General features: G+C 68.4%; 16 protein-coding genes and 4 pseudogenes. 9 read left to right on the forward strand and 11 right to left on the reverse strand.

Annotated elements, in window-relative coordinates; genetic code table 11:
* Window positions 1–71: 71 nt before the first annotated feature.
* A pseudogene (locus ACYSMR_RS02415) lies at window positions 72–706 on the forward strand (aldehyde dehydrogenase family protein); the annotation flags it as partial.
* A 935-nt stretch (window positions 707–1,641) separates the two neighbouring features.
* On the opposite strand, the gene ACYSMR_RS02420 reads toward ACYSMR_RS02415, so the two are convergent.
* From ACYSMR_RS02420 to ACYSMR_RS02445, 6 genes are all read right to left on the reverse strand, one after another.
* Window positions 1,642–1,815: an STAS domain-containing protein gene (locus ACYSMR_RS02420; protein ID WP_461747263.1), complete on the reverse strand. Its 174-nt coding sequence runs from the start codon at window positions 1,813–1,815 to the stop codon at window positions 1,642–1,644.
* Window positions 1,816–1,959: 144 nt separating this feature from the next.
* Window positions 1,960–2,427, reverse strand: a complete 468-nt coding sequence (locus tag ACYSMR_RS02425; protein ID WP_461747264.1) for a hypothetical protein — start codon at window positions 2,425–2,427, stop codon at window positions 1,960–1,962.
* A gap of 533 nt (window positions 2,428–2,960) precedes the next feature.
* The gene (locus ACYSMR_RS02430) at window positions 2,961–3,116 is read right to left on the reverse strand and encodes a hypothetical protein (protein WP_461748001.1); all 156 of its coding nucleotides are present in this window, start codon (window positions 3,114–3,116) and stop codon (window positions 2,961–2,963) included.
* Window positions 3,117–3,302: 186 nt separating this feature from the next.
* Window positions 3,303–3,866 carry a winged helix-turn-helix domain-containing protein gene (locus ACYSMR_RS02435; RefSeq protein ID WP_461747265.1) on the reverse strand — a complete coding sequence of 188 codons (564 nt, stop codon included), beginning with the start codon at window positions 3,864–3,866 and terminating at the stop codon, window positions 3,303–3,305.
* 191 nt (window positions 3,867–4,057) lie between these two features.
* A complete protein-coding gene (locus tag ACYSMR_RS02440) occupies window positions 4,058–5,176 on the reverse strand; it encodes a heparan-alpha-glucosaminide N-acetyltransferase domain-containing protein (protein ID WP_461747266.1) in 1,119 nt (372 codons plus the stop codon).
* 1,064 nt (window positions 5,177–6,240) lie between these two features.
* A complete protein-coding gene (locus ACYSMR_RS02445; protein WP_461747267.1) occupies window positions 6,241–7,137 on the reverse strand; it encodes a LysR family transcriptional regulator in 897 nt (298 codons plus the stop codon).
* A 365-nt stretch (window positions 7,138–7,502) separates the two neighbouring features.
* Between ACYSMR_RS02445 and ACYSMR_RS02450 the strand changes: the two genes are divergently transcribed.
* The 5 genes from ACYSMR_RS02450 to ACYSMR_RS02470 all read left to right on the forward strand — a co-directional run bounded on the left by ACYSMR_RS02450 (window position 7,503) and on the right by ACYSMR_RS02470 (window position 12,903).
* A complete protein-coding gene (locus ACYSMR_RS02450; protein ID WP_461747268.1) occupies window positions 7,503–8,909 on the forward strand; it encodes an NAD-dependent succinate-semialdehyde dehydrogenase in 1,407 nt (468 codons plus the stop codon).
* A complete protein-coding gene (gene pcaC, locus ACYSMR_RS02455) occupies window positions 8,906–9,313 on the forward strand; it encodes a 4-carboxymuconolactone decarboxylase (protein WP_461747269.1) in 408 nt (135 codons plus the stop codon). Before ACYSMR_RS02450 ends, pcaC begins: the two co-directional genes overlap by 4 nt.
* Complete coding sequence (locus tag ACYSMR_RS02460) at window positions 9,310–10,218, forward strand: NAD(P)-dependent oxidoreductase (protein ID WP_461747270.1); 909 nt, start codon at window positions 9,310–9,312, stop codon at window positions 10,216–10,218. Before pcaC ends, ACYSMR_RS02460 begins: the two co-directional genes overlap by 4 nt.
* Before the next feature lie 155 nt (window positions 10,219–10,373).
* A complete protein-coding gene (locus ACYSMR_RS02465; protein WP_461747271.1) occupies window positions 10,374–11,486 on the forward strand; it encodes a zinc-binding dehydrogenase in 1,113 nt (370 codons plus the stop codon).
* A 91-nt stretch (window positions 11,487–11,577) separates the two neighbouring features.
* Window positions 11,578–12,903, forward strand: a complete 1,326-nt coding sequence (locus ACYSMR_RS02470; protein WP_461747272.1) for an MFS transporter — start codon at window positions 11,578–11,580, stop codon at window positions 12,901–12,903.
* A gap of 52 nt (window positions 12,904–12,955) precedes the next feature.
* On the opposite strand, the pseudogene ACYSMR_RS02475 reads toward ACYSMR_RS02470, so the two are convergent.
* Window positions 12,956–13,060 (reverse strand): annotated as a pseudogene (locus ACYSMR_RS02475) (recombinase family protein); the annotation flags it as partial.
* A 252-nt stretch (window positions 13,061–13,312) separates the two neighbouring features.
* Here ACYSMR_RS02475 and ACYSMR_RS02480 point away from each other — a divergent pair.
* Window positions 13,313–14,611, forward strand: a complete 1,299-nt coding sequence (locus ACYSMR_RS02480; protein WP_461747273.1) for an Nramp family divalent metal transporter — start codon at window positions 13,313–13,315, stop codon at window positions 14,609–14,611.
* A 384-nt stretch (window positions 14,612–14,995) separates the two neighbouring features.
* Here ACYSMR_RS02480 and ACYSMR_RS02485 read toward each other — a convergent pair whose 3' ends face one another.
* Window positions 14,996–15,427, reverse strand: a complete 432-nt coding sequence (locus ACYSMR_RS02485) for a hypothetical protein (protein ID WP_461747274.1) — start codon at window positions 15,425–15,427, stop codon at window positions 14,996–14,998.
* 181 nt (window positions 15,428–15,608) lie between these two features.
* Between ACYSMR_RS02485 and ACYSMR_RS02490 the strand changes: the two genes are divergently transcribed.
* A complete protein-coding gene (locus ACYSMR_RS02490) occupies window positions 15,609–16,046 on the forward strand; it encodes a hypothetical protein (protein ID WP_461747275.1) in 438 nt (145 codons plus the stop codon).
* Window positions 16,047–16,273: 227 nt separating this feature from the next.
* Here the strand turns inward: ACYSMR_RS02490 and ACYSMR_RS02495 are convergent.
* Window positions 16,274–16,614 (reverse strand): annotated as a pseudogene (locus ACYSMR_RS02495) (integrase core domain-containing protein); the annotation flags it as partial.
* 113 nt (window positions 16,615–16,727) lie between these two features.
* On the opposite strand from ACYSMR_RS02495, the gene ACYSMR_RS02500 reads away from it, so the two are divergent.
* Window positions 16,728–17,192, forward strand: coding sequence for an OsmC family protein (locus ACYSMR_RS02500; RefSeq protein ID WP_461747276.1), 465 nt, complete (start codon window positions 16,728–16,730; stop codon window positions 17,190–17,192).
* Between the two features lie 287 nt (window positions 17,193–17,479).
* On the opposite strand, the pseudogene ACYSMR_RS02505 reads toward ACYSMR_RS02500, so the two are convergent.
* A pseudogene (locus ACYSMR_RS02505) lies at window positions 17,480–17,860 on the reverse strand (recombinase family protein); the annotation flags it as partial.
* Window positions 17,861–18,027: 167 nt separating this feature from the next.
* Window positions 18,028–18,543 (reverse strand): flavin reductase family protein, encoded by a 516-nt coding sequence (locus tag ACYSMR_RS02510; RefSeq protein ID WP_461747277.1) that lies wholly within the window; start codon window positions 18,541–18,543, stop codon window positions 18,028–18,030.
* Between the last annotated feature and the right edge of the window lie 5 nt (window positions 18,544–18,548).

An 18,548-nucleotide genomic window follows, 5' to 3' on the forward strand; every position in this document is an offset into this window, starting at 1 on the left:
AGGGATGCGCGTTGTCGCTGCAGGCTCCGGGGAGATCACGGCGAGGTGCGCGCGTTGCACGCCGCCGTGAAGGTGGACGGGATCCGCCTGCCGTGGATCCGGCGGCCATGGCAGAAGACCTGTTCCGGGGGCGTTCCTCAACACCGGCCAGACGTGTGCCGCACTCGAGCGGCTCTACGTCCACGAAGACGTCTACGACGCCGCGTGCGAGGCGCTGACCGAGGTGTCCGCGAAGATGCCGATGGGCGGGCGTGGGGCGGGACGAGAACAACGTCATGAGCCCGCTGCAGAACCAGGCCCAGTACGACGTCGTGGCCGACCTGGTAGAGCAAGCCCGGGCCGGTGGCGGACGCGTGCTGCTCGGCGGCAACCCCGAGACCGGGAAGCCGGGGTACTCCTTCCCGGCGACCCTGGTGGCCGATTCGGACGATGACAACCCGCTGGTGGCCGAGGAGCAGTTCGGCCCCGCCTGCCCCTCATCAAGTACTCGGACATCGACGAGGTGATCGCGATGGCCAACGCCCTGAAGATCGGCCTGGGTGCCTCGGTGTGGTCTGCCAACCCGGAGAAGGCCCGCGAGGTCGCCGCCCGCATCCGGGCCGGCACCGTGTGGATCAACAAGCACGAAGCCGTGGACCCCCGCGTCCCCTTCGGCGGGACCAAGCAGTCCGGCTACGGCCTGGAGTTCAGCGTGGAGGGCCCCAAGCACCCACTCGAGCGGCGCCGCTCCCTAAGGGGAGCCGGCACCGCTTTCGTACTCACCCATCTGAAGGCCTGCGCTCCCCGCAGGGTGAACTTCTCGCCGCCCGCCCAGGTCCAGGACGACGGGGTCACGGATGACGCACCAGGGGCGACGGGAGGTCTTCGGGTCTTACCCACCCACGATGAAAACGAACAATCAGGGACGGCGCCGGAGCAGTATGAATCCGTTGAGTGTGCAGGCACGCCCACTCTTCGCAGGGACATGCTCGCTCGAATACTGGCCACGGGCAGTCCTCGGGTCCGTCGGCAGAGGGTCGCCCTGGACTTCCCGGGGTCCCGTGGCATCTGGGTGGTCGGCTCCCCGCCCTCGATCGGCCGGACGGCGCTACGGATCTGGGAGTCGATGAAGGTCTGGCGCCGTCCGCCGAGGTCCTTGCCGGCAGCTCTCCGTTCGGCGACCGAGTCGGTGATGCGTTCACGTCCGCTCTTCGACTCCATTCGGGCCAGGGCGGCCATGACCGCGAAGAACATCGGGGTGGCGGTGTCCACGTCTCCCCCACCCGGTTCAGCACCCGCCCCCCCGCTCCGTAGTTGCTGGGCGAAGGCCAGCATGTTCTGCGTCGACGGATCCGCCTCCGGACCTGCACGACCAACTGATGTGGTGTCTTGGCAGCGCCATGACACGACACGACGCCCTGACAACAATGCCCCTCCCCTGATGGTTGCGCAGCTGCCGTGGCATCGTGTGCCGCCGGCTCCTCCCTCTGCTGGTCGGCGTCCGTGGTCTCCGCTTCTCCGCCGGCACAGCTCGTCAGGCACGGGGTCCGGAACGAACCACTCGATACGACGACCACGACGAGACCCGGGCATGGCGGCCACCGGGGTGAGGCTTGGTGATCGCTGGCTTCAGGGGGCGGACAAGGCTTCTTCAGCGCTGGGCTAGGGGGTAAGCACCCGGACCATGCCGGTCAGCTCCAGGAGCATCCGCACCGCCGGGCTCTCGTTGGCGATCCGCAGGTCACCGCCGGCCCGGCGGGCCAGTTCCAGGGACCCGATCAGCGCCCCCGGCCCCGAGAAGTCCGTGAACTCTGTGGCTCCCAGATCCCAGCACACGCCGGGCCCCGTCGCTCAGGACCTCGGCCGCGGTCTCGCGCCGCTGGATGCCGTCAACCCGGTCAGGGCGTGGCGCTGACCCCGGGGAACGGCTGAGGGTGCCCGTCCGGTGGACGGGCACCCTCAGCGGGTCAGGGCCTGGACTCAGTGCTTGTGGCCGTTGCCCTTGCCGTGGCCCTTGTCCTTGTCGTGGCCGTGGTCCTTGTCCTGCTCGAAGTAGACCTTGACCCACTTCTTGTCGACCGTCTTGACGGTCTTGTCGGTCTTGTCGGTGTACTTGGCGTCGCGGTAGTAGTTGTCCCACTTGCCGCCGTCGGCCTTGTCCTTGGCGATGGAGGCGGCCTTCTTCAGGCTGACGTCCTCGTACTCCTTGACCTTCCACTTGCCGTGGTGGCGGTACTTGACCTTGACGTCGACCTCGCCGTTCTTGGTCTCGTCGTCGCGGTCACGATCCTTGCCCTTGCCGCGGTCCTTGTCGTGGTTCTTGTCGTGGCTGTAGCCGCCGTTGTCGTCGCCCTTGTTGTCCCCCGCGAACGCCGGAGCGGAGGCCCCGCCCGTCACGAGCAGACCGGTCAGAGCGGCCCCGGCCAGTGTCTTGTGCAGCGTGTCCATCTGTATTCCCCCTCAATAGATCACGAGACTTCCCGATAGCGAAGCCAGTGGCCTCAGAGTAGGCGATAGCAAACCGCGCGCACAAGCAAATTTCCCATGTGTTAACCCAGCAGTTCTTACGGTCGGGACCACAGTGAGATCCTGTTCTCCAAGCGCTGGCCCGCAGGAGCCTTCCCTGCTCCTCCCCCTAGTCAGCGCGCTGTCGGAGGCGCGGTCTCCGAAACGACCTTGTTGTCACAAGAGCAAATTAAGGCCCGCACCGAATTTACGAAGGTGATACCGAGTATGTTTCCTGGACGCGGACAACCCTCCATGTATTTCACACTATTTACTTTTACAAAAGGGCTGGAGACTTGGAAGCCATCGGGCACCCTCGACAGGACCTCCCGGGGGCGTGAGAAAAGCCGGGCCATGGGGTCCGGCTTTTCTCACACACGTGAATGGGGATACACGTGGAATGAGTGTGACAGGTTTTAGTCACCTGCTCCACGGTCCGGGAAATCTTCCCCACCCCTTTGCCCGTGGTCCCAGTGTCACGCTCCGTGCGAGGCACCCGCGCACTCGGGCTCACACCTTCGCCGGGGGCAGCTCTTGGAGGCACCGGTAGAGGAGGCCAGAGACACGCCGAGCTCCCGGGCCACCTGGGTCACCGGCTCTCCCGCCTCGGTCAGCCGCAGCGCGTGGCGCATCTGGCAGTCCGTGAACGTCGGACGCCGCCCGCCGGAGCCCTTGCCGGTGACTCTGCGCTGAGCCACCGAATCGGTGATGCGTTCACGTGCACAGTACGATCGCCAGACCGGCCAGCAGGACCGAGATCTGCGCCAGCATCAGCCGCACTGTCAGCGGGCCCCAGGACACGAGGCGGCCTGTGGTGGTCATCGCCCGGTCCCCATCCGGTAGCCGATCCCGCGGATGGTGTGGATGAACCGCGGGCTGGCGGCCTCGTCGCCGAGCTTCTTGCGGATCCGCCCGATGTGCACATCCACCAGGTGGGCGTCCCCGGACCAGTGCGCGTCCCAGACCATCTCCACCAGCTGCCGGCGGGAGAGCACCAGCTGCGGGTGGGCGGCCAGGGCGGCCAGCAGGTCGAACTCGATCCGCGTCAACTCCACCGCCTTCCCGCCCACACGGACCTGTCGGGCGGCCTCGTCCACCACCAGATCCCCGATCACCCGGGCCCGGGCCGCCGGATCGGACCCGGCCGCGGGCTCGTCGGGACGGGCGCGGCCGCGGGAGCGGCGCAGCATCGCCTGGACCCGGGCCACGAGCTCGCGCGGGCTGAACGGTGTGGTCACGTAGTCGTCCGCGGCCACGGCCTCGCTCTCCTCGTGCCGCACGACCACCTCCAGACCGGCCTTGCGCAGGTACACCTCGATCAACCGCGCCACATCGATCTCCTCGTCGACCACCGGGGCCCGACCGGTCAGGGACACGACCATGATGGCTCCTGGGTCCAGGACCGGCCCGCTGGCCGAAGAACCCCACGGACCGGTCGGAAGCCCGGTTGCCGAAGGGTCCGGCAGCCGGTGTCGATGATGATCTGGCGAATCTGCCGCGCCGAGTGCCTCCCCACCGGGGAGTCCGCCCGCTGCGGCAGGCACGGCCCGGGAGAGTCCGCCTCGATCGGTGCTCACTGCTGGTAGAGCCAGTGGTTGCGGTGGGGGCGGTGGAGCACGGTGCGGCGGGCGGTGCCCACACTCGTGCTGACCACCCGTTCCAGCGGTCCCTGGCCCAGTGCTCGTTGCCAGGCGAGGGCGCACCAGGCCGCCGCCCCCAGATGGAGGACGACCCAGGTGTAGGGCAGGCCGTGGCCGACCCCGAGGGACACCGCCACCAGGTGGGCGGTGTACAGGGTCAGGGCCATCGCACCCATCGCCGACAGCGGCGACAACCACGCCCCGGACTTCCTGCCGATCAGCAGGCAGGCCCCCAGCACCAGCAGTCCCACGCCCAGGCCGGCGGCGATCGCCAACGAGGTGTCGGTGGGCAACGAACCCGGCCCCCGCACCAGCGCCTCCCCGAGCTCGTCCTGGCTCATCCCCCCGGTCTGGGGCAAACGGCCGTACCCGCCGAAGGCGGAGTCCACGACGGAGGGGGCGGCCCCGGCGAAGACCACCAGTCCTGCGCCCACCACCAGCAGGCGGATCTGGACCGCCTTCTCGCGCAGGTGCACCCGCCCCACGCCCAGTCCGACCAGCAGATAGACCAGGTACGGCAGGACCGGGTAGGCGCCGGTCAGCAGCAGCTGGCAGATCGTCCCACCCGGCTCGCCCACCACATCGGCGACCGTCCGGGAGGAGACGTGGACGGGGAGGACCTCCGCCAGGGCCTGCACCAGCAGCGGACCCACGAGCCAGAAGACCGCCGCGCAGGCCAACAGCGCCGCCGCGGACAGGTGCAGGAACGGGATCGCCAGCAGCAACAACACCCCGTAGGAGAACAAGAGGCTGTCCACCGGGCCGTCCTGGGGCATCACCGTACCGATCCCCAGGCCCACCACGGCGATGAGCACCGCCCGCACGGCCACCCCCACCCGGTCGGCGGCCAGCCACCTGCCGGTGTGCGGGAACCGCCCCCCGCAGGACAGCGCCAGCCCCACCCCGGCCAGCAAGGTGAGCAGCGCCGCCGAGTTCCCCGACAAGAACAGGGACGATCCGGTCGGCTCCTGGGTCACGTCGCCGCGGCCGGGCAGGACGTGCACGGCCATCAGCCCGATCAGCGCCAGCCCGCGGGCCGCGTCAACACCCACCGACCGCCTGGAGGACCTGCGGGCACCGCCCGCGGCGCCCGCCAGGTCGGATCCTTCCGTTGTGGGCCTCCAACTCATGACTCCCCCAGGTGTGCCAGGCCGGCCCCGGCACCCCCAGGGTCCCGGCCACGAGCCGTGTCTGCGGCCCCGGAACCCCGGGACCGTCCTGTCCCCAGGGTCCGTGCCGCACCTTGCGCTCCCGTTGAGCAATCCTCAAGATCCCATGAAGTCCTGCGAGCCACACCGTGCACGCGAGGGGATCGCCTGCCGCACCCGTCCAGCACTCTGCGGTCGCCGGACGGAGGAACCCACGCCTCGCCCAATTCATCGACAACCGTTCGCTCAAATGGTTGTCGGCATGGTGAGGTCCCGAATCCGCCGGTAGAGGGGACCCCTCGACATTCCCAGGTCGCGGACGACCTGGGTGGCCGGCGATCCGCCGTTCGGCCCACCGGGTCGGTGGTCCACTCCCGCTGGATTTCCAGCTCCATCTGCGTCGAGGTCGCCATGACGGTGAAGACCATGGACCCCCTCGGGGTTCAGACCTCTCGGACACGCGCCCTGCTGTGCAGTTCCTCGACGAGGGTGAGCAGGTTCTGCGTCGAGCGTCTCAGCCCGTCCAGCGTGGTGACGACCAATGCGACAGCGCCAACCACACCTGGCTCTCAAGGCCATCCATGTGGCTGACAACCATCACTGCGACTACGGCACCACTGCCGACCTCACCACGCACTGCCTGCATGAGGCCTTCTCACCACCTTTACCCGGGATGTCGTAGTGGCCCAATAACAGGACACGCCAGGAGCGCCATGGTGGTGCTCCCCGACCTCGCGGAGCACTCGACCCGACGGCGCGAACGACCCGCTGACCAGCGACCTGCAGACCCTACTGGTTGTGTCCGGGCGTTGGGGCGAGGTGATGGCCCGCCGGCGCGCCGAACAGCAGCGCCGGTGGGAGCTTGGGGAACGGTACGAGGCCCAGCGGATGGGTGTCGCACGGGTGCTGCGAACGGGGTGAGTCTCCCGCCTACGGTGCGTGGCAGGGGTTGGGCGAGGACGGTGGTGCTATGCGGCGACAGCCGGTTGCTGGTCGGCGAGGTGCGCCAAGTGCTCCTTGGTCTGGCGCACGAAGGCCCGGAGGTTGGCGGAGCGGGCGTCGCGGCGCCAGGTGAGCCAGGTTTCCACGTTCCCCAGCTCGCCTTCGATGGGGTGGCAGGTGACGCGGTTGCCGCCGGGCAGGGTCTCGTAGAGGCTGCGCGGCATCATGCAGATCCCGGCCCCGGCGGCCACGCACGCGAGCATGCTGTAGTAGGAGGAGATCTCCACGACGCGGCCCGGGGTGATGCTGCTCTGCTCCATCCATTCCTCGAACCGTTGCCGGTAGGAGCACACGGTGCCGAAGACGAAGGCCGTGGGGTTGGAAGCCCGGAATCCCTCGTCGATGATCTCCACCGATTCGGGGGTGAGGATGACCAGGTCCTCGGTGAAGGCCCGCAGGCCCGTGAGCACCGGAGAGGCCGGCGCCCCGTCGGTGAAGACGGCGTTGACCTGCCCACTGAGCAAGTGGTCGAAGAGCATGCCGGAAGCCCCGGCTGCCAGTTCGAGATCCACCGCCGGGTACTTGAGGTGAAACTCGGCCAGCAGGGACGGGATCCGCACCGCCGAGGTGCTCTCCAGGGCCCCGATGCGGAACCGACCGCGGGGCTGTTCGCCGGTGGCCAGGGACTTGGCGTCCCCGGCGATGTCGATCAGCCGTCGGGCGTATTCCAGGAACGCCTCCCCTTCGGCCGAGAGAGTGACCTGCCGCTTGTCGCGCAGCAGCAGGTCCATGCCCAGCTCCTTCTCCAGGAGCCGAATGCGGGTGGACACATTCGAAGGAGCCCGCAGCAGCTTCTCGGCGGCGGCGGTGATCCCGCCGTGCTCCGCCACGGCCACGAACATTTCCAGTTGGACGAACTCCATCGTTCTCTTTCCCAGAAGTTTAGGTTCCGAAACTGCTTGTTCGCAGCAGAGTGACACCCCCCTAACCTTTTATCAAGAGGTCGCTGGCACAGGACGAGACAGATGTGAACCGATGAGAGCAAGAGATCTACCACATCCAGCAACCACCTTCCTCACAGCGACCGGGGGTCGGATCCCCCTCTAGGCCACACCAGCGGCACGACGTGGTGGAGGCCCCGCCGTCGCCGGTTCGGGCCGGCCGGTGGACGGGAGCCCTCCCGTCCACCGGCTGACCCCCGGGTGGACGTTGCCTCTCATCGTGCCTGTGAGGGCAGCGGACCACCTCGCGCACTTTCCCTGACCCGGCCCCGGAAAGGACCGTAATCGTGACTGTCCAAGCATCTGCGACGGCGACGTCGCGCAACCCCGCCACCGGCGAGGTGATCGCCACCTACCCTTTCGTCGGCGCCGAGGACCTCAACGGCGTCCTGCACCGGGTGCAGGCTGGGTTCGAGCAGTGGAGCCGGACCAGCCCTGCCACGCGGTGTGAGGTCCTGGCTCGGATGGCGGATCTGATGCGACGTGATCTCGAGCAGCTGGCTGCGATGATCACCGCCGAGATGGGCAAGCCCGTCACCCAGTCGAGGGCGGAGGTGGAGAAGGCGGCCCGGGTGATGTCCTGGTACGCCGAGAACGGGGCGGACATCCTCGCCGACACCCCCACCCGGATCGGTCCCGAGGCCCACGTGTCCTACCTGCCCCTGGGGCCGGTGCTGGCGGTGGAGCCGTGGAACTTCCCCGTGTGGCAGGTGATGCGCGGAGGCATCACGATCCTGCTCGGCGGTAACGCCTACGTGCTCAAGCCCGCCCCCAACGTGGTCGGCTGCGGTGTGGCGATCGAGGGCTTGTGGCGGGAAGCCGGGCTGCCGGAGGGAGCCTTCAGCGTCCTCAACGCCGACAACGACGTAGTGTCGGCGACGATTGCGGATCCGCGGATCGCAGCCGTGACCGTCACCGGCAGCGTGGGAGCCGGGGCGGCCATCGCCTCCCAGGCGGGGCGGGTCGTCAAGCGCAGCGTCCTGGAGCTGGGTGGGTCGGACGCCTTCATCGTCCTGGCGGATGCGGATGTGGAGGAGGCCGTGGAGGCGGCGGTCCATGGCCGGTTCCAGAACAGCGGCCAGATCTGCATTGCGGCCAAGCGCATCATCCTCCACCGGGAGATCGCCCAGGAGTTCACGGACCGCTTCGTGGCCAAGGTTGAGAATCTGACGGTGGGCGATCCCACGGAGGAGAGCACCTACATCGGGCCCATCGCCCGCGAGGACATCCGCCAGGAGATTCACGCCCAGGTCCAGCGCACCCTCGCCGAGGGCGCTGAGTTACTGGTGGGCGGGGAGCTGATCGAGGGGCCGGGCAACTTCTACTCACCCACCGTGCTGGCCGGGGTCACCGCCTCGATGACGTCCTTCCGTGAGGAGATCTTCGGCCCGGTCGCCTCCCTGGTCCTCGCCGAGGACCTGGAGGACGCGATCGTCAAGGCCAACGACTCCCAGTTCGGGCTCTCCGCCAGCCTGTGGACCGCCGATGCCGACCTGGCCTCGACGGTGGCCCGGCGCCTTCAGGTGGGCGGGGTGTTCATCAACGGCATCGCCGTCTCCGATCCGCGGATTCCCATCGGTGGGGTGAAGAACAGCGGCTATGGCCGGGAACTGTCCCACTTCGGGGTCCACGAGTTCACCAATATCCAAGCCGTCTGGAACCGCGGCGGCACCGACGAAGGAGTGGCAGATTGAACCAGGAACTGTTTGAGAAGGGTCTGGCCACCCGCCGGGAGGTCCTCGGCGACGCCTACGTCCAACGCAGCCTCGATGGGGCCGATGCGTTCTCGATGCCGATGCAGGAGCTGGTCACCCAGTACTGCTGGGGCGATGTGTGGAACCGCCCGGGCCTGGAGCGCGCCCAGCGCAGCCTGATCAACCTGGCCATGATCTCCGCCCTGAACCGCCCGCACGAGCTGAAGGTCCACGTGCGCGGGGCGATCCGCAACGGGGTGACCAAGGAGCAGATCCAGGAGGTCTTCCTCCAGGTCGCCGTCTACTGCGGGGTCCCGGCCGCCCTGGAGAGCTTCCGGCTGGCCCGGGAGGTTTTCACCGAGATGGACGCCGAAGCAACGACGGCCACGGAGGCCCAGGCATGAGCACCATCGGGTTCATCGGCCTGGGCAACATGGGCTTCCCCATGGCCGGGCGCCTGGCCGAAGCCGGCCACGAGCTGATCGTCCACGATGCCAGCACCGAGGCGGTGGAGAAGTTCCTCACCACCCACCCCACCGCCGCAGCCACCGCGGGATGGCGGAACGCCGATGTGATCATCACGATGCTGCCCACCTCCGCGATCGTCGAGGCGGCCCTGCTGCAGGACCAGGTCGTGGCGGCGGCCTCGCTGAACACCCTGTTCATCGACATGTCCTCGGCCGAGCCCACCCGCTCCCAGCAGCTGGGCGCCGTCCTGGAGGAGAAGGGCATGCGCTACGTCGACGCCCCGGTTTCCGGCGGTGTGCGCGGGGCGGTCAACGGCCAGCTGGCCATCATGGCCGGCGGGGCAGTCGCGGACGTGCACGAGGCGATGCCGCTCTTCAGGGTGATGGGCAGGTCTACCATCCACGTCGGCGCCCCCGGGTCCGGGCACGCAGCCAAGGCGCTGAACAACCTCGTCTCGGCGGCCTCGGTGGCCGTGACCGTCGAAGCCCTGCACATCGGGGAACGCTTCGGGATCGACCCGCAGACCCTCACCGACGTGCTCAATGCCTCGTCCGGGCGCAGCAACACCTCCGAGAACAAGGTCGCCCAGTTCATGCTCTCGGGCACCTTCGCCTCCGGGTTCCCCATCGGACTGATGACCAAGGACGTGAACATCGCCCTGGCCCTGGCCGAGGAACTGGGCGTAGCGGCCGAACTGAGCCACCACTGCGCCGACCTGTGGCGCCAGACCGTCGAGAAGGGCTTCGGGCCCGAGGACCACACGAAGATGTACGCCATTCTCGACCGTACCGACCACACCCGTACTCACGCCCCGGACAGCAGGACGACACTGGTCGACTGAGCCCCACCGCACCAGGTACGGGCACCCCTTGACCCTGTTGCCGGCTCTGCCCGCACGGGCGGGCGACGCCGGCGACGGACCCACACCAGCCCTACCGCCGACCCGGACCCCCGGCCCAGCAATCACCGACACGCCACCGATCTTGGAGGAACACCATGACCACCTCGCCGCTCATGGGCCGCCTGGCCTTCATGGCCGAACCCCGCGTGCTCGAGTACGCCGAGTACCCCGTCCCGGAGCCTGCACCCAGCGAACTCGTCATGGAGATCACCCGCGCCAACGTCTGCGGGTCCGAGCTGCACATCTGGAACGGCCGCCACCCCGTGAAAAAGCGCGGCGGACTGGGTCACGAAATGGTCGGGCGGGTCTCCTCCCTCGGGCCCGGCAAGGCCACCGACAGCCGCGGCGACCTGCTCAGCGTCGGAGACCGCGTGGTGTGCACCTACTTCCAGACCTGTGAGCAGTGCCAGCGCTGCGCCGACGGACAGCGCAACCTCTGCGACAACGCCTACCAGTTCTTCGGCCGGCAGCCCGAGGAATACCCTCACTTCCACGCCGCCTTCGCCACCCACTACGTCGTCCACCCCCGCCAGCACGTCTACAAGGTCCCGGACACGATCCCCGACTCCGTGGCCGCCAGTGCCAACTGCGCGCTGTCCCAGGTCATGTTCGGACTGGACTCCATCGGCCTGCAGTACGGAGAGACGCTGCTGATCCAAGGCGCCGGGGGCCTCGGGCTCAACGCCGCGGCCCTGGCCAAGACCCGTGGTGCCCATGTCATCGTCATCGACGCAGTCGCCTCCCGACTGGAGCAGGCCCAGCGCTTCGGGGCCGACGACGTCGTGGACCTCACCGAGATCCCCGACCTCGAGGACCGTGTGGCCCACATCAAGGAGCTCACCGGTGGCCGTGGACCTGATGTGGCGGTGGAGGTCACCGGGGTCCCGGCCGCCTTCAGCGAAGGCCTCCAGCAGCTGCGTCGCGGTGGGCGCTACCTGGTGATGGGCAACCTCTCCCCCGGGTCCACGGTTCCCTTCGATCCCGGCTACGTCACCCGCAAGGCTCTGACCATCAAGCACGTGGACCGCTATGACGGCCGCTACCTGGCCAAGGCTTTGGACTTCCTGGCCCGCAACCTCAACACCTACGCCTTCGATCGCCTCGTCGACGCCGAGTTCAGCCTCGACGACCTCGGAACGGCCCTGGAGAAGTCCATGGCGCGCGAAGTCACCCGCGCCGCCATCGTTCTCGGAACCGCTGCGCCCTGATCCGACCACTCCGTCGGCCCCCAGCCGCCGGCCGCCACCGCCCCTCCCACCGTCTCATTCCGACCACCGTCCTTCCGGAACGGAGCCTTCCATGGCCATCACCGCCTCCATGACCCCCGAGCAGGTGCGTCGCCGCACCCTGTACTCGGGCACCATCGGCGCCATCGTCGAGTGGTACGAATACACCGTCTACGCCACCGCCGCCGCCCTGGTCTTCGGGCCGCTGTTCTTCCCCGCCATGGCCCCGGGGATCGGGCAGATCGCCGCCCTGGCGACCTTCGGCGTCGGGTTCGTCGCCCGGCCCGTCGGGGCCTTCGTCGCCGGCCACCTCGGGGACCGGATCGGGCGCAAGGCCACCCTGATCCTGACCTTCGCCATCATGACCGTGGCCACCGTGCTCATCGGCCTGCTCCCGACCTACGCCCAGGTCGGGATCTGGGCCCCGATCCTGCTGTGCGTGCTGCGCCTGGCCCAGGGCTTCGCCGTGGGCGGGGAGTGGGGCGGGGCGGCGATCATCGCCGTGGAGAACGCCCCGAAGGGCCGGCGCGGGTTCTACGGCTCCTGGCCCCAGATCGGGGTCTCCTGCGGGCTGCTGCTGGGCACCGCCGCGGTGACCGCCTCCGCGGCGATCTCCGGGGACGCCTTCGAGACCTGGGGCTGGCGGGTGCCGTTCCTGCTGGCCGTGGTGCTGGCCGCGGTGGGTCTCTACATCCGGCTCAACGCCGCGGAGTCCCCGGAGTTCCTGGCCGAGCAGGCCCGCATGCTCGAGGCCGGGGAGCAGCACAAGGCCCCGCTGAAGGTCTTGTTCGCCCACCACCGCAAGCCGCTGCTGATCGCGATCTTCGGCCGCTTCGCCGAGGCCGGCAACTACTACCTGTTCACCGTCTTCGTCCTCTCCTACGTCACCACCACCCTGGGGGTCCCGCGCAACTACGGGCTGGTGGCCGTGATGATCGGCTCGGCGCTGAACATCGTGATGATCCCGGTCTTCGGGGCGCTCTCGGACCGGATCGGGCGCAAGAAGACGTTCTTCCTGGGCGGGGCGGCGATCATCCTCACGGCCTGGCCGATCTTCGCCCTGGTCCAGACCGGCCAGCAGTGGGCGATCATCGCCGGGGTGGCCCTGTTCCTGGCCCTGGGCCACGCCCTGGTCTACGCCCCGCTGCCGGCGCTGTACTGCGAGCTGTTCCCCACCGCGGTGCGCTACTCCGGGATCTCGGTGGGCTACCAGATGGCCTCCATCCTGCTGGCCGGGTTCATGCCCGCCCTGGCCGGAGCCATCGTGCTGTGGACCGGCGGCACGGACGTGGTGGTGCTGATCATCATCGCCACCACCGCCATCGCGATGCTCTCGGTCTCCTTCGCCCCGGAGACCAAGGACCTCGACCTCGCCACCATCGGGCAGACGGCACGGTAATCACCCACGCACCGCACTCCTGAGGCGGGCCTTCTGGACGGAGGCCCGCCTCAGCGGTGTCCACGTCTCCCCCGCCCAGGTCGAACACGCGCAACCCCGCTCCCCTGCTCCGCAGTTGCTCGGCGGTGGCGGGCATGTCCTGCACCGATCTCCCCGGGCAGTTCGACACCGTAACCACCGGAATCTCGTGCTCCGGCCATCCGGTACTTTCTCGGGCGATGCGGGACACACTGGTGCATACGTATACACTGGGCCGTGACAGGGGTCACTTCTGGAAACACGTCGTGGCGTGGGGACCGAGCGCGATCGACGCGCCCACGGTGGCGCACCTTAGTGCGGCCACCGGCCCGTCCACCACGCGCGGTGCAGAAGTGCTCACCGTATCGATGCGAGGAACTCGACAGAACCTATGACTGCAGAACAGCATGCCGCCGTGCGGCATGAGGCCCGGGTGGATGACGACGGCGGGGCCCCGGCGAAGTGGAAGATCGTGGGACCGGGCCTGGTGGTCGCGGCCACCGGTGTGGGTGCGGCCGACATGGTGGCCACCCTGGTGGCCGGCTCCCGGTACGGCTATGCCCTCTTCTGGGCGGTGATCGTGGGGGTGGTCCTCAAGATCATCCTGGTCGAGGGCGCCGGGCGCTTCACCCTGGCCACCGGCAAGACCATCTTCGAAGGCTGGCGCTCTCTGGGGCGGTGGACGAGCTGGTACTTCGGCCCCTACATCATGATCTGGGGCTTCGTCTACGGAGCCACCGCGATGTCCTCGGCAGCACTGCCGCTGGCCGCCCTGTTCCCGGTGCTGCCGCTGTGGGCCTGGGCCATCATGATGGGCCTGCTGGGCTTCGTCATGGTCTGGTTCGGCAAGTACGCCACGTTCGAGAAGATCACCGCCGCCCTGGTCGGGCTGATGTTCGTCACCGTCGTGGGCCTGGCCGTCCTGGCCACGCCCAACCTCCCGGAGATGGCCAAGGGCCTGATTCCGCTGATCCCCGACGGCGGGGTGCTCTACACCCTGGCCCTGGCCGGGGGCGTCGGGGGCACCATCACCCTGGCCGCCTACGGCTACTGGCTGCGGGAGAAGGGCTGGTACACGCCCAAGTGGATGCGGGTGATGCGCATCGACAACTCCATGGCCTACGTGATGACCGGCATCTTCGTGCTGGCGATGCTCATCGTGGGCGCCGAGGTGGTCCGCACCGCCGGGGTCGCCCTGAGCTCCGGCGACGAGGGGCTGCTGGATCTGTCCACCGTGCTGCGCGCGGAGTACGGCGATGTGGTCGGCATCGGCTTCCTCGTCGGCTTCTGGGCGGCGTCCTTCTCCTCGATCATCGGGGTGTGGAACGGCGTGTCGCTGATGTTCGCCGACTTCTGGGGCAATGTGCGCGGCAAGGGCTCCGGGCACCCCGACACCCGGGTTGGAGGCAAGTACTTCCGCTTCTACGTGCTGTGGCTGACGTTCCCGCCCATGATCCTCTTCGCCCTGGGCCAGCCCATCGGCCTGATCCTGGCCTACGGGGTGCTGGGTTCGCTGTTCATGCCCTTCATCGCTCTGACCCTGCTGGGCCTGCTCAACGGCAAGCGGATCCCCAAGGAGTGGTCCAACAGGGCCCACACCAACATCGCCATGGGCATCACCGCGCTGCTGTTCGGGGTGCTGGGAATCCAGCAGCTGGTGAAGGCGGTCGCACCACTGTTCGGCGCCTGACCGACGGTTGCCCGCGGGCACACGCACACGCCCGCTCGCACCCACGTCCTCCGACGGTGTTCGACCTCACCCACCGGCGGTGGCCACAAGACCCCGGGTCCTGCACGGGCCCGGGGCGCTGCGATAGCGGGGCGTTGGCACGTTGCCGATCTGGCACATCCCGGTCAGCAGGGTGTTGTAGGCGCGATGGTCCGTTCCCAGACGATGGCCCATGACGGGGTGCGCATCCCGATGCCGGCGTTTGGGTAGCCCCTGTCCGTCGGGCTCAGAGTCCCGGTCGCGGCAACCGGGCACAGGGCTCCCAGGCAGTGGGTGCGCGCAGCCGTGATGTCGTGGACCAGGCCCGGCTCCACCAGGGAGATGCACAGCGGCAACCCGGTGGGATCATCGTGTTTCCTGGACGTCGCCGAAACGCTTGTGCTGGCCCGAATACCACCGGTGCTTGCCGTTGTCCCCGCGTTCGGCCGGACGGTCGGTGGTGATCACTGTCCCGCCCAGGTTCAGGGAGGGCAATCCGTCCTCCTGCACCCGGGTCAGAGCCTCGTGCAGCTCCGGAGCCTGGGGAGCCAGCACGTCGATGCCCTCGTGCAGATACCGGTAGCCCGTGACCTGCGACAGGCAACAAGCCACGGCCAAAGCCCCCACGCGAGCGCTGTCGCGGTACCAGCGCAGGACGTGCGTCGCCTGAGTGCAGACCGACCTGACCCGCTGGTGCGACCGGAATGTCGTGCGCCCTGCGGTGGCGGTGCAGCAGACCTGCCAACACGTCCAGGGTTTCGATCGGCACGAAAGCAGATGGCTCCAGTCGACGAACACGCAGGGTGCTTGCGGCGGATGGTCCTCGCGGTCGAGAACCAGTTCTCCCGCTAGGGCCCTGTGCCATGCCACCTTGCGCTGCTCTGCCCGTCACCGCGCCTCTCACCGCCGCACCGGCGGGAAACCTCATAGAATCGAAGCGGATGTCCGCCCGTGGACCTACGCGCTTGATCCTGCGCCCATGCTCGATCCCCGACGACCGGAGCTTCTCGTGCGCCGAGCTACTACCGCCCTGCTTTCTCTCTCCGCTCTGGCGCTGACCGGCTGCGGGCCGACGGCCACCGACATCCAGGCAGTGGTCAACGGCCCCGCCAAGACCTACGACGACGCCGTGGCGCTGCGCGAGGACGTCGTCGATACCGGTGTCGAGTGCCCGGGCACGGATCAGCTGTCAGCGCCGGCCGATCCGAAGACCACCTTCCTGGACTGCACCAACGGCCTCATGGGGATGGCAGTCGCCGGTTCCGAAGAGAGCATGGAGGGCTTCCTGAACACCCTCGGCAGTAGGGGAAGGATCCCTTTCCTGCACGCGCAGAACTGGGTCATCATCTCGCCCGATGAAGCGTCGCTGCAGCAGCTGCAGAACGAGCTCGGGGGAACGATCGTCTCCGATCCCTGACCTCGCACGGTTCCAGCGGGCCTCCACAGACATGGGGAGGTGGAGCGTGACGAGGCGACACTGCAGACGCCCGCGCAGAAGGGGAACACCGTCAAGGGGCTGGCAATCGGAATCTGGAGCGCACGCCTCAAGGCCAAAAATCCGGGGTCCGCGCGGACTGATCACGATGGTTCTCTGCGCAGCCACCAGCAGCGGAAGTTCGACACCCTCCGGAGCCGCTGGTGGCAAGAGGGCGTGACGATAGTAACCCGGACCGGGACTCGTGAGGCCAAGGGATGGTCGCCACAGGCGGTGTGCGGCCGATGCTGGTTAAGATGGTTCACTCACCCCCCGATCGCGCCCCGGTAGATCTGCTCACTGGCGTAGGTGCGAACGTAGACACCTCGTCGACCAGCACTTCGTTGAACCCCTCGACCTTCCCGTTGTGCTGTGGTGTGCAGGGGCGGATCTACTGGTGCCGGCCTGCCAAGGTCTTGACGACGCGCGTAATGTCCTTCGCTCGGTAGTTGGCGCCGTTGTCGAGGACCCCCCGGTGGAGCCGGCTGATGCCGTGAGCGGCGAAGTACGCCCATTCCAGACAGGCGTGTTCCACGGAGGCCTCTCCGCACCTCCGGAGCAAGGGACAGCAGCCGTCTCTGGATGCTTGACCCGGGTCGGCGGCAGGATTGGCACCATGGACCCATGACTGGACCCCAGGACCCCACGCTGCGCTCCGTCGCGCTGACCCGCACCGCCACCGGCCGCTACACCGCCCGCAACACCGCCGGGGCCGAGATCGACTTCGGCCAGGGCGAGGACCTGCTCTCACCGGTGGAGCTGCTGCTGGCCGCCATCGCCGGGTGCTCCTCCATCGACGTGGACACCGTCACCTCCCGCAGCTGTGAACCCTCGCAGTTCCGGGTCGAGGCCACCGGGCACAAGATCATCGAGGACAGCGGCGCGAACCGCCTGGAGAACCTGCACCTGTCCTTCCACCTCTCCTTCCCCGACGACGCGGGCGGGCGCAAGGCCGCCGGGATCGTCGAGCGCGTCCTCGCTCTCTCCCACGACAAGTACTGCACGGTCTCACGGACGGTGGAGCACGGGACCGCCGTCGGCCACGACCTCAGCGTCGACCTCGACGGCACCGCCGACGACGCCCGGTAGCCGCCCGGACAGATGCGGCAAGGCACACATCGGACCCGGTTCGCCGCCCGGCATCACGCCCAGAGGGGCTGCCTGCAGCCGATGCGAGCACGTTCCCACCGGAGCGACGGGGATTGAGCAGATCCACGACCGGACACAAACTGGGATTCTTGACGTTGTCCGCAACGCACATCAGCGGGGCCCCTCGTCTGCTCGTTCATGCTCATAAGGGGCACAAAAGGCCCGTGGGTGAGCGATGGGCGTATGGAGAGGGCGCTGACGCCCGGACTCGAGGTCCATACGCACGCTCAGATGGACGACATGGGCAGTTCGCGGATCCGCCGGTACAGGGCGGCCCTCGACATGCCGAGGTCGCGGGCGACCTGGGTGGCTCGCTCCCCGGGATCGATTGAACGCAGCGCATTCCTGGTCTGGGAGTCGGTGAAGGTGGGACGTCGCCCGCCCAGGTCCTTGCCACCCGCCTGGCGCTTGGCCACCGAGTCGGTGATCCGCTCGCGCGTGACCTCCACCTCCATCTGCGCCAGGGTCGCCATCACGGTGAGGACCACTGAGCCCATCGGGGTGCCAGTATCCACGTCCCCCCTCCCCCCACCGGGGTTCAGTACCCGTAACCTGGCACCTCTGCCCCGCAGCGCTTCAGCGGAGGCCAGCATGTTCTGCATCGACCGCCGGGACCCGCAGAGAAACCTCAACTGCAGCACGGTTCGCCCTTGATGGGCCCTCTGTGAAGCGGAGGGGAAGAGGCCGCTCCTGGCTCACATGTCCAGGGTCAATCAGCAGCTGTTCCGGCGCTGAAGGTGTGGTGGGGCCCTTGCCCGGGGCGCGGTGGCGTGGTTCAGGCTGCCTCGTCCGGGATCAGGCGGCGGTACCGGCCCTGGAAGTACAGGGGGGGTTCATGCACCTGCCGGGCGGCCGGGCTCATCTCGGTGACCTGGCCCAGGACGATGAGGTGGTCGCCGGCGTCGTGCTCGGCCCAGATCTGGCAGTCGAGCCACATCAGGGTGTCCTCCAGCACCGGGGTGCCCGCCCGGGTCGGGCTCCATCGGATGTCCGCCCACTTGTCGGCGCCCTTGCGGGCGAACTGGTTCGAGACCCCCTGCTGGCGGTGCGAGAGGACGTTGACCGCGAACCTCCCGGTCCGCCGGATCCGGGGATAGGTGGTGGAGGTCTTCATGACGCTGAAGGAGATCAGCGGGGGCGCGGTGGAGACGCTGTAGAAGGACTGGCAGGTGAACCCGATCGGGCCCTGCTCGTCGAGGCCGGTGATGACCGTGATCCCGGAGGCGTAGAGCCCCAGGGCGTCCCGGAAGGCCCTCGGGTCGATGTCCTGCCGGTGGGTGGACGTGCTCATGGCCG

The sequence above is a fragment of the Kocuria sp. U4B genome, assembly GCF_054875615.1.